This is a genomic window from Olleya sp. Hel_I_94 (assembly GCF_007827365.1).
Classification (GTDB): domain Bacteria; phylum Bacteroidota; class Bacteroidia; order Flavobacteriales; family Flavobacteriaceae; genus Olleya.
Map to the genome: position 1 here is coordinate 325,566 of NZ_VISI01000002.1, position 11,084 is coordinate 336,649.

At 30.8% G+C, this 11,084-nt stretch carries 11 protein-coding genes; 8 read left to right on the forward strand and 3 right to left on the reverse strand.

All coding sequences use genetic code 11. The features are described from left to right. Nucleotides 1-40: 40 nt before the first annotated feature. The gene (locus JM82_RS04485; protein WP_145001545.1) at nt 41-421 is read right to left on the reverse strand and encodes a LysM peptidoglycan-binding domain-containing protein; all 381 of its coding nucleotides are present in this window, start codon (nt 419-421) and stop codon (nt 41-43) included. Between the two features lie 384 nt (nt 422-805). Between JM82_RS04485 and rpsA the strand changes: the two genes are divergently transcribed. The 8 genes from rpsA (at nt 806) to JM82_RS04525 (ending at nt 8,133) form a co-directional block, all read left to right on the forward strand. Then, a complete protein-coding gene (gene rpsA, locus JM82_RS04490; protein ID WP_145001546.1) occupies nt 806-2,638 on the forward strand; it encodes a 30S ribosomal protein S1 in 1,833 nt (610 codons plus the stop codon). A 401-nt stretch (nt 2,639-3,039) separates the two neighbouring features. Then, a complete protein-coding gene (locus JM82_RS04495) occupies nt 3,040-3,792 on the forward strand; it encodes a T9SS type A sorting domain-containing protein (protein ID WP_145001547.1) in 753 nt (250 codons plus the stop codon). Between the two features lie 129 nt (nt 3,793-3,921). Next, complete coding sequence (pyrR, locus tag JM82_RS04500; RefSeq protein WP_145001548.1) at nt 3,922-4,461, forward strand: bifunctional pyr operon transcriptional regulator/uracil phosphoribosyltransferase PyrR; 540 nt, start codon at nt 3,922-3,924, stop codon at nt 4,459-4,461. Between the two features lie 4 nt (nt 4,462-4,465). Continuing rightward, the gene (locus JM82_RS04505; protein WP_145001549.1) at nt 4,466-5,395 is read left to right on the forward strand and encodes an aspartate carbamoyltransferase catalytic subunit; all 930 of its coding nucleotides are present in this window, start codon (nt 4,466-4,468) and stop codon (nt 5,393-5,395) included. A gap of 2 nt (nt 5,396-5,397) precedes the next feature. Beyond that, a complete protein-coding gene (locus JM82_RS04510) occupies nt 5,398-5,730 on the forward strand; it encodes a ribonuclease Z (protein WP_145001550.1) in 333 nt (110 codons plus the stop codon). 57 nt (nt 5,731-5,787) lie between these two features. Continuing rightward, nucleotides 5,788-6,693, forward strand: coding sequence for a ribonuclease Z (locus JM82_RS04515; RefSeq protein WP_145001551.1), 906 nt, complete (start codon nt 5,788-5,790; stop codon nt 6,691-6,693). Between the two features lie 140 nt (nt 6,694-6,833). Then, entirely contained in the window at nt 6,834-7,481 is a 648-nt protein-coding gene (gene pdxH, locus JM82_RS04520) for a pyridoxamine 5'-phosphate oxidase (RefSeq protein WP_145001552.1), read from the forward strand. A gap of 160 nt (nt 7,482-7,641) precedes the next feature. Beyond that, nucleotides 7,642-8,133, forward strand: coding sequence for a CAP domain-containing protein (locus JM82_RS04525; RefSeq protein ID WP_145001553.1), 492 nt, complete (start codon nt 7,642-7,644; stop codon nt 8,131-8,133). A 52-nt stretch (nt 8,134-8,185) separates the two neighbouring features. On the opposite strand, the gene JM82_RS16575 is transcribed toward JM82_RS04525, so the two are convergent. After that, nucleotides 8,186-10,126 carry an OmpA family protein gene (locus tag JM82_RS16575; RefSeq protein ID WP_145001554.1) on the reverse strand — a complete coding sequence of 647 codons (1,941 nt, stop codon included), beginning with the start codon at nt 10,124-10,126 and terminating at the stop codon, nt 8,186-8,188. Nucleotides 10,127-10,133: 7 nt separating this feature from the next. Then, nucleotides 10,134-11,081 (reverse strand): type IX secretion system membrane protein PorP/SprF, encoded by a 948-nt coding sequence (locus JM82_RS04535; RefSeq protein ID WP_145001555.1) that lies wholly within the window; start codon nt 11,079-11,081, stop codon nt 10,134-10,136. Nucleotides 11,082-11,084: the final 3 nt, after the last annotated feature.

Sequence of the window (11,084 nt, forward strand, 5' to 3'; positions counted from 1 at the left end):
TCGCTGAAACAATTCGCTTACATAGTTTGCTATTAAACTCCTACAAATTTGGAATTTTTAACTCTTGATCTGGGTGGATTACATCAGGATTATTTAATATATCCTTGTTAGCTTCAAAAATAGCAGTATACTTTCCTGCATTACCATAATAATGTTTAGCAATTTTTCCTAAAGTATCACCACCTTTTACAGTGTGTCTTGCGTAAACAGACTCGTCAGCAACTTCGATATTTGCTAAAATGTCAGTAGGACTATCTCCACCAGCAGCTTTAATAGCGTCCCACATTAGATTTTTTTCATATTGTGTAGCAGCAGTTCCTTTAACTTTTAATACACCATTCTCCTCAGTAACGTTTCCGTTAGCGATGTTTAATTTTTCTCCTAAATCAAGTACACTTTGATATTTTGCTTTTACAGCCATAATTAATTTGTTTTTAAATGTTATTCTTTCTTAAAGATAGTAATTATATTAAGACATTTCTTAAGGAAAATAGTATTTCAAATATTCTTAGTTAAAGTGTATTAAATATCCGATAAAGTGAAATTTTTGATAAAAAATTATAATTTATAGAGTACTGATAGTCAGCTAATTATTATTTTTATAATAGTATTTGGCAATATTGTCAAAAAGTAGTATTTTTGCACACCTTTTTAGCGCACTCAAGAAAGATGAAAAGGAATCAAACAATTTTATTTATAACACTTCTGTGTGTTAGCGCCTAAATCTTCTAAACATAACAGAATACAAAACATAGTGTATTTATATTTCAGCGAAAGCGAAACGTACACTATTAAAATTTTTTAAATGGCTGAAAAAGCAAAACAAGCGGAAGTAGAAGCTCAAGTAGCAGACACAAAAAATGCTCCAGTAGTATCTGAAGCACAAGCAAACCCTGAAAAATTCTTAGCAGAATTTAACTGGCACAACTACCAAGAAGGTATTGATGAGGTTGAAGATTCTCAATTAAAAGAATTTGAAAAATTAGTATCAGAAAATTTCGTAGATACTTTAGATGATGAGGTTGTTGAAGGAACAGTAGTACACATGACAGATCGTGATGCTATTATTGACATCAACGCTAAGTCTGAAGGAGTTATTTCTTTAAACGAATTTAGATACAATCCAGACTTAAAAGTAGGAGACAAAGTAGAAGTATTAATTGATGTACGTGAAGACGCAACAGGACAATTAGTATTATCTCACAGAAAAGCTCGTGTAATTAAGGCTTGGGACAGAGTAATCAAAGCTAACGAAACTGGAGAAATCGTTAACGGTTTTGTTAAATGTCGTACTAAAGGTGGTATGATTGTAGATGTTTTTGGTATCGAAGCATTCTTACCAGGATCTCAAATTGACGTTAAGCCAATTAGAGATTACGATCAGTACGTAAACAAAACTATGGAATTTAAAGTTGTTAAAATCAACCACGAATTTAAAAACGTAGTAGTGTCTCATAAAGCTTTAATTGAAGCTGATATTGAAGAGCAGAAGAAAGAAATCATTGGTCAACTAGAAAAAGGACAAGTATTAGAAGGTGTTGTTAAAAACATTACTTCTTATGGTGTGTTTATTGATCTTGGTGGTGTTGATGGTTTAGTTCACATTACAGATTTATCTTGGTCTCGTATCAACCATCCAAATGAGATTGTTGAGTTAGATCAAAAATTAAATGTTGTAATCTTAGACTTTGATGAAGATAAGTCTAGAATCCAATTAGGTCTTAAGCAATTATCTAAACACCCATGGGATGCTTTAGGAGAAAATGTTGCTGTAGGTGATAAAGTTAAAGGTAAAGTTGTTGTAATCGCTGATTATGGTGCATTTATCGAAGTTGCAGAAGGTGTTGAAGGTTTAGTACACGTGTCAGAAATGTCATGGTCTACTCACTTGCGTTCTGCTAACGACTTTGTAAAAGTTGGAGACGAAATTGATGCGGTTATCTTAACTTTAGATAGAGAAGATCGTAAAATGTCATTAGGTATCAAGCAATTATCTGCAGATCCTTGGACTGACATTACAACTAAATACCCAGTAGGTTCTAAGCACACAGGTATTGTACGTAACTTTACTAACTTTGGAGTTTTTGTTGAATTAGAAGAAGGTATTGATGGATTAATTTACATCTCTGACTTATCTTGGACTAAGAAAATCAAACACCCATCTGAGTTCTGTAACGTAGGAGACAAATTAGATGTAGTAGTATTAGAGTTAGATGTTGAAGGACGTAAATTATCTTTAGGTCATAAACAAACAACTGAGAATCCTTGGGATAAATATGAAACTGAATTTGCTTTAGATACAACTCATACTGCAGAAATTGCTGATGTTGTAGATAAAGGAGCTACAATTGAATTTAACGAAGATATAGTTGCTTTTGTACCATCTCGTCACCTTGAAAAAGAAGACGGTAAGATGTTGAAAAAAGGTGATACTGCTGAATTTAAAATCATTGAATTTAATAAAGAATTCAAACGTGTTGTAGCATCTCATACTGCTATCTTTAAAGCTGAAGAAATGGCTAACGTAAAAGCTGCTGTTAAGAAAGCTGCTGATCAAGCTGCCGAGTCTAAACCAACTTTAGGTGATGCAAACGAAGCTTTACAAGCATTAAAAGATAAAATGGACGGGAAAAAATAATTTCCTCTTTTTATTATAAATTTAAAAGCCTCTCAGAAATGAGAGGCTTTTTTTATTGTATCAATCCCTAGCAATTTATACTGCTAATTACGAGGTTTTAATTAGTTATAGCCTTATTAACTAGTTGCATCTATTATATATAAGTTGAGTAATATAATTTCCTTTTTCATTTAAAATCAGCAATTTATACTGTAAGAATATTATGTCAGAAATTATCATATTATGGCTATAGTTGTTAAAATTACGGTCATTTCATCGATAACATTTTGATAAACAGCATAATATATTTAATTTAATGTTGAATCAAATTTTTCGTATTGCAATACATTGATTTATTTTTTAAGTGTTTTTAGTTTCCCTAAACTGATTGTTAGCTTAATATTAATTTAAATCTTTTTATTATGAAAAAATTATTACTATTAGTGTTAGTAGTAGGATTTATTACTGCACATGCGCAAACAGGAAATACTGTGGCTGAAGCCATTCCTGTGAACGGTTCAAATCTAAGTGTTAATCTTATTAACTTTACTTCAGCAACAGCATCATCAGTACCTTATAGTTGTTCTGGACCTTTTAATGAGGACGTTTTTTATAAGCATCCCATTAATTCAGGTGCTAATAAGTTAACAATAGGTATGTTTAGTTTGGGGTTAAGTGTTTTATCTCAATTTGATTACCAAATACTATTAGCTCCAGGAGGAGATACGTCTAATTTACAAGAAGTAGTTTGTAGCAATTACAATGTTTTAATACTTGCTAACGGAAGTTTTACTTTTGTAATTGATAATTTTGATCCAAACGATGTGTATTACCTAAGGGTCAACACACCTCAAGGTCTTTTAGCACCTTTATTATCAAGTTTATTATCTACAACCACAGTAACGATGTATAGCGAATATGATGCTACTTTAAGTATAGCTACAGAAGAGGTTAAAGAGTATAAAATTATTAATAAACCAAACCATTTACAGATAGTAACAGATAAACATTTTGAATCTTATCAAATATACAGTTTAGATGGTAAGCAGGTAAAAACAGTTAATAGTCTAGATCAACTAGATACAATAGATATTTCTAAATTAAATACAGGAGTATATGTTTTACTGTTGGAGGATAATACTTTAAAATATCACCACAAATTTATAAAAAGTTAGAGGCTATATATTTTAAATTTATAAAAGGAGTTTTAGAAATAAGACTCCTTTTTTATGCTAAAACAAAAAACAACTTTCTTGTTATCATAATTTACTTTACATTTGTTTACCAAACCCGTTTGGAACACTATGAGTCAAAAAGTGCTACTTAATGCAACAGAAGTCAACATCATCTTACATAGATTGGCTTGCCAACTCATTGAAAAACATAACGATTTTTCTAATACTGTATTAATAGGTATTCAGCCTAGAGGTAAATATCTTGCAAATAGGATAGCTTCTTTATTAAAAGAAGAATATAAAATCAATAATCTGCAATTAGGTCATTTGGATATTACATTTTATAGAGATGATTTTAGAAGAAGTGATAAACCTTTGGAAGCAAGTACCACAGAAATTAATGTACAAGTAGAAGATAAAAAAATTGTGTTTATTGATGATGTATTATACACAGGTCGTAGTATTAGATCAGCTTTAACAGCAATACAATCGTTTGGTAGACCTAAAGAGATTGAATTGCTAACACTTATTGATAGACGTTTTAGCAGACACTTACCAATACAACCAGATTACAGAGGTAGACAGGTAGATGCCATTAATAATGAAAAAGTCAAAGTTAATTGGGTTGAAAATGAAGGAGAAGACACAGTATATCTAATAAATAATTAAAGTTATGAGCGAATTAAGTGTCAATCACTTATTAGGAATTAAATATCTTAACAAACAAGATATTGAGCTTATTTTTAAAACAGCAGACCACTTTAAAGAAGTGATTAATCGTCCGATTAAAAAAGTACCTTCGCTTCGTGATATTACAATAGCCAATTTATTTTTTGAAAATTCTACAAGAACTAAATTGTCTTTTGAGTTAGCTGAAAAACGTTTATCTGCAGATGTGATAAATTTTTCAGCCTCGCAATCATCAGTCAAAAAAGGAGAAACATTAATAGATACTGTAAACAACATATTATCCATGAAAGTGGATATGGTAGTTATGCGTCATCCTAATCCAGGAGCAGGCGTTTTTTTATCTAAACACGTTAATGCAAGTATCATAAATGCAGGAGATGGAGCGCATGAGCATCCTACACAAGCCTTATTAGATAGTTATTCTATTAGAGAGCGATTGGGTAGTGTAAAAGGTAAAAACGTCGTTATAGTTGGTGACATATTACACAGTCGTGTGGCATTATCTAATATTTACGCTTTAAAACTGCAAGGTGCCAATGTAATGGTGTGTGGTCCTAAAACATTACTACCAAAGCATATTGATAAATTAGGCGTAAAAGTAGAGACAGATTTACGCAAAGCTCTTAATTGGTGTGATGTAGCCAATATGTTACGTGTGCAAAACGAAAGAATGGATATTAGTTATTTTCCATCTACTAGAGAGTATACACAACAATTTGGTGTCAAAAAAGCATTATTGGATAGCTTAGATAAAGAGATAACTATTATGCATCCTGGACCAATAAATCGAGGAGTGGAGATTACCAGCGACGTCGCAGACTCAAAACAAGCCATAATTTTAGATCAAGTGCAAAACGGAGTTGCTGTTAGAATGGCAGTAATATACCTTTTAGCATCCAAAATAAAACAATAGTTATGATTATAGATCAAAATGAAAATTTAACTATTATAACCCAAGAAAATGCTTCGGTTATTGAATTAGTAAAAAAAATAGAAACCCTTTATCCAAAATTTAAAAACAATAATTTAATTATTAATTTAAATACTATCAAACCAATTTCTTTAGAAGAAATTATCGAGTTTTTAAGATTATCCAATCAACATCGCGCTGCAAAACATTCTTTTGTAATCGTAAACGAAGGAATCAATACTGACAAAACTCCAGAAGAAATTGTCATTGTTCCTACATTGCAAGAAGCTAAAGATATTATTGAAATGGAAGATATGGAACGCGATTTAGGGTTCTAATACGTGTGTTTTTCACTTTACTAAAAGTAATAAACTACCAATCAATAATTAAACATAATGAAATTAAATATCTTAGGTTGCTATAGTGCAACACCACGTACTTTTACCAATCCAACCGCTCAAGTTTTAGAAATAAACAATCATCTTTTTATGATAGATTGCGGAGAAGGTACACAAGTGCAGTTACGTAGGCATAAGATTAAATTTAATAGGATTAAGCATATTTTTATTTCGCATTTACATGGCGATCATTTTTTTGGTTTGATTGGATTAATTTCAACCTTTAGACTTTTAGGACGCGAAGCAGACTTGCACATACACGCACCAAAAGGCTTAAAGGAAGTTATTACACTTCAAATGAAATTAGCCAACTCATGGACTAATTACAATCTTTATTTTCATGAATTAAATAGCAAGTCGTCTGAGTTAATTTTTGAAGATGATAAGGTCGAAGTTCATACAATTCCGTTAGATCATCGTGTTTATACTAATGGATTTCTTTTTAAAGAAAAAGTAGGAGATCGTAAATTAGATATGAATGCAGTATTAAATAATAATATTGATGTTGCCTATTACAGAAAGTTAAAGCAAGGCTTTGATGTTGTTAACGAAGATGGACATTTAATTAAAAACGATACCGTTACACTACCACCAAATAAAGCTAAAAGTTACGCATTTTGTAGTGATACAGCCTACAACGAAGCAATTATACCTATAATTGATAAGGTGGATGTGTTATACCACGAGTCCACTTTTTTAGATCAACATTTAAAGTTAGCTAAACCTACTAAGCACAGCACAGCAAAACAAGCAGCTAGTATCGCTAAACAAGCTAATGTTGGTCAATTAATACTAGGACATTACTCGACCAGGTACGAGGACTTAAATCAATTTAAAATAGAAGCTCAAACCATCTTTGATAATGTCATGTTAGGAGATGATGGTAAAGTTTTTGACTTTTAAAATTGGCTTTACTACTTTGTTTTAACCATCTAAACTTGTACTTAATTTTTAAATGTTTTGACATATTAAAAAATAAGTTGATGTCTTTACAGGCTAAAAAAAATAATTTAATCTCTTAAATTTACAGTAAAAATTCAGTTATGGAAAAAGACTTAAGTAATTATAGAAAATCTTACGAAAAAGGAGCACTATTATTAGAAGATACTCCGGAAAATCCGATTGAGCTTTTTAGATCTTGGTTTAATGAAGTCGATAATTTTTTTCCACAAGATGAAACTAATGCCATGACTATATCTACTATTGGTACAGACGGTTTTCCTAAAAGTAGAGTAGTGTTACTTAAAAAATTCACTTATGAAGGTTTTATATTTTATACAAACTATGAGAGTGAAAAAGGTAAAGCTATCCAACATAACCCTAATGTTTGTCTTTCATTTTTTTGGCATGGAGCAGAACGTCAAATTATAATTAAAGGACAAACAGAAAAAATTGCTGCAAATTTAAGCGATGGTTATTTTGAGTCACGACCAAGAGGTAGTCAATTAGGAGCAATAGTATCTAAACAAAGTAGTGTAGTGGCTAGTAGGCAAGTGTTAGAGGATGATTTAAGAAGATTAGAGGAAGAATATCAAAATAAAGACATACAACGACCTGAATATTGGGGAGGTTATATAGTTAAGCCTGTGTCAATGGAGTTTTGGCAAGGTAGACCTAATAGATTGCATGATCGCGTAGTTTACACCTTAGATTTGGATTTTAATTGGGTAAAAAATCGTTTATGTCCATAAAATAATCGCTGAAATACATGTAAATTATGTATTTCATCGACAAAACGCATAGTACTTCGTTAAAAAGCATGTTTTTCATCGATTTTAACATTTCTTTAACAGTTTAATAGACTAAGCTATTATATTTTTGGAGTCCCAGATAACCTTAACTCCTTAAAAAATGAGAAAAATTACTAGCCTACTTATTGTTTTTTGCATTGCAATTTCTTTAACATCCTGTTCTACAGATACAATGGATGAAACTTTTGAAGACTCTAGCGTTTTAGTTATTCCTGATGCTAAACCTATTGAAATTGAAATTTTAGAATTAATTAATCAACACAGGATTAGTCTTGGTTTAAATACTTTAGACAATCTTAATATTATTAAGGGTCAAGCATTTTCTCATACTGATTATATGGTTAATATTAATGAAGTAAACCACGATAATTTTTATAGCAGAAAAAACTATTTAGTAAATAATGCAAACGCTTTAAAAGTTTCAGAAAACGTTGCTTATGGTTTTTCAAGTGCAAGTTCAGTAGTAAACGCATGGTTGAATAGTGATGGTCATAAAAGGACTATTGAAGGTGATTTTACAGATTTTGATATATCTGCAGAGTTAGATGAAAACAACAAATGGTACTTTACAAATATTTTTGTAAAGAAATAAAAACTAGTAAACATATATAAAAAGGCCTTTCTAAATTAGAAAGGCTTTTTTTTTATTTATACTGATTGGTAATTATAAACTTAGATCGTCTATTAAACTCATGTTCTTCATCAGAGCATTTAACTCCGTTGGTACATTTGTTAAGTATTTGTGACTCTCCATAACCAATAGCACTTTGTATACGATCGTTTTCAATACCTCTAGAGTACAAGTAATCTCTTGTTGATTTAGCACGTCTATCTGATAGCTTAAGGTTATAAGCATCACGACCACGACTGTCTGCATGAGACTCTATTTTAATAATCATCCTTGGATGCTCTCTCATTACTGCAACAATATTTTCTAATTCGTATGCAGCATCAGATCTTATAAATGACTTATCATAATCAAAGTAAATAGGATTGATTACAATTTCATTATCGATAATTAATGGTTTTAAATATAAATCAATTTCAGTATTTTCTCCGTTAACTGGAGTTGTAGTAAATTCTTTGGTATCAGGTCTATACACAACACGTTCTGCCATAACAGTAAATGTTTTATCACAATCTACTTCTTTAAATTCATACTTACCATCGTTTTCTGTAAAATAAGTATCTAGGACTTTACCATTAGCATCCAATATCACAACTCTAACTTTATCTAAAGGTTCTTTAGTTAAATCGTCATAAGCAATTCCAGAAACAGTTTGATTACATTGGTATTTACCAAAAGCATAAATATCATCTCCACCTTGACCACCTTCTCGATTAGAAGACAAGTAACCTGTTTGAGTTTCGTTGTCAATAAAAAAACAGAAGTCATCGTATGGACTATTAAATGGTGCACCTAAGTTTTTAATGTAAACTTGAGTGGTATCATTTTTTTTAATTTTTAATAAGTTACTTTCAAAAATATCAAGTAAACCAAGGTTTAAGTTTGCATCACTAGAAAAATACAGTGTAGAATCCTTGGCTACAAATGGAAACTTTTCATTCCCTTCAGTATTTATTTCAGGACCTAAATTAACAGGTGTACCATAGCTACCATCATTTTTAATTGCTACTTTATACAAATCAGTTTGTCCAAATCCACCACCCATATCAGAAACAAAATATAGTGTTTTGTTATCAGGACTCAGCGCAGGAGCTCCACATGAATACGAATCTTTATTAAAAGGTAATTCGGTTACATTAGTCCAGGTACTTCCAGATAATGTTGCTTTGTATATTTTTAAAAAAGAAGTCCCTTCTTTAGAGTACTTTCTTTTTTCTTTTTTATTTACATTGTTTCTAGTAAAGTACATAGTTTTACCATCGTTAGTAATAGTTACTAACCCTTCATGGTCATCTTTTGTATTTACCGTAGCGTTTAGTTTTTTTGAATCGTTAAAAGATTTAATAGCATTTTCAATTTTTATATCAGCTTCAAAAATATTTAAGAAAGGTTCGTTATTCCAATCGTATAATTCATTTTCATCTGTGATAGAATCTTTAACCCAAGTAGAGTAGTAGTATAACTTATCTTTAAACTCATAACCTCCAAAATCTGAATATCTGGTATTAATAGGAAGGTTTTCAAGTTCGACATATACCTTCTCTGTATTAGTTAATTGATTGTAGTTTTCAATATTAAAGTTGTCAATATTTTTAATACGATTATCCTTTTTGTTTTTATTATTAAACGTTCTTAAATAGTCGTTTGCTAATTCGTATTTTTTTTGACTTCTTAAAGTTTGTACATATTTATATATGTATTCAGTATCGATAGAAGGATATTTGTTTATGGCTTTATTATACCAAAATTCTGCTTTTTCAAGCTTACTAATATTGAAATAGCAGTCACCAATTCTTTTCAATATATGTTCTGTACTATCTTCTTTTTTGATTGCTTCCTTATACAGCTCTGCAGCTTTTTCATAAGAAAAATCTCTAAAAAAGTTATCTGCAACTTTAGTTTGTGCAACAGCTTGTTGTACAAATAAAAATAAAATAAGATATGCGGTTATTTTCATTTTCATTTTAAAAATATCTTGGTGATTTAACACGTTTTGTAGGTTTAAAGACTTCAAACATTAATAATATTTCATGCGTTCCTCCAGTGTACGGTCTTAGATCTGTTATATAATGCTCATAGGCATAACCAATTCTCATTTGAGGTGATACCTGAAAATCTGCCAACGCACCAATAGTTGATGTATCTCTATTATATCTATAACTTCCACCAATCCAAAACTTTTCGTCAAATAGTAAATGTGCACTTAGGTCAAATGATACAGGAGCACCATTAGTTAATTTAACTAATGCAGATGGTTTAAGTTTAGTAGATTCATTTAATTCAAATACATAACCAGCAGTTAAATAATACCCAACACGCTCTAAAGCGATGTAGTCTACTTCTGGATCTAAAGCACTTTCGTTATAATCTGTATTCAATATTCTTGGAGCAGATAAACCAACGTACCATTTGTTTTGATGTAAATAAGCACCAACACCAACATTTGGGTTCCATCTATTTGTAAAATTACTAAAGAAAGGGTCTATCGCTACTGTTGGATCATCTAGAAAACCTTCTTGGTCTAGGTTATAATGAGTAAATCCAGCTTTTAAACCAAATGCCAATTTTGTTTTTTCAGAAAGCTCAATAGTGTAAGAAAAATCACCATAGGCATAAACAAAATTTTCGTAACCTAATTCGTCATTAATAATAGATAGTCCTAAACCTATTTTCTCATTTTTTAATGGCGCATGTATAGAAACCGTTGATGTTGTTGGAGCACCAGCTAATCCAACCCATTGACTTCTATGTAGACCTACCACACTAATAGTTTCTCTACTTCCAGCATATGCTGGATTTATTGAAATAGTATTAAACATGTATTGCGAAAATTGGGGCAACTGTTGTGCTAATAGTTGTGCTGAACTACATATAAACACTAGAGCAATACTGAATATATTTATTTTTTTCATTTA

Bases quoted from the DNA above. Each gene is read 5' to 3' on its own strand.
- JM82_RS04510 (WP_145001550.1), top strand. From the start codon at position 5,398: ATGATTATAGATCAAAATGAAAATTTAACTATTATAACCCAAGAAAAT.
- JM82_RS04515 (WP_145001551.1), top strand. From the start codon at position 5,788: ATGAAATTAAATATCTTAGGTTGCTATAGTGCAACACCACGTACTTTT.
- JM82_RS04525 (WP_145001553.1), top strand. From the start codon at position 7,642: ATGAGAAAAATTACTAGCCTACTTATTGTTTTTTGCATTGCAATTTCT.
- JM82_RS04495 (WP_145001547.1), top strand. From the start codon at position 3,040: ATGAAAAAATTATTACTATTAGTGTTAGTAGTAGGATTTATTACTGCA.
- JM82_RS16575 (WP_145001554.1), bottom strand. From the start codon at position 10,126: ATGAAAATAACCGCATATCTTATTTTATTTTTATTTGTACAACAAGCT.
- JM82_RS04505 (WP_145001549.1), top strand. From the start codon at position 4,466: ATGAGCGAATTAAGTGTCAATCACTTATTAGGAATTAAATATCTTAAC.
- JM82_RS04485 (WP_145001545.1), bottom strand. From the start codon at position 421: ATGGCTGTAAAAGCAAAATATCAAAGTGTACTTGATTTAGGAGAAAAA.
- JM82_RS04535 (WP_145001555.1), bottom strand. From the start codon at position 11,081: ATGAAAAAAATAAATATATTCAGTATTGCTCTAGTGTTTATATGTAGT.
- pdxH (WP_145001552.1), top strand. From the start codon at position 6,834: ATGGAAAAAGACTTAAGTAATTATAGAAAATCTTACGAAAAAGGAGCA.
- rpsA (WP_145001546.1), top strand. From the start codon at position 806: ATGGCTGAAAAAGCAAAACAAGCGGAAGTAGAAGCTCAAGTAGCAGAC.
- pyrR (WP_145001548.1), top strand. From the start codon at position 3,922: ATGAGTCAAAAAGTGCTACTTAATGCAACAGAAGTCAACATCATCTTA.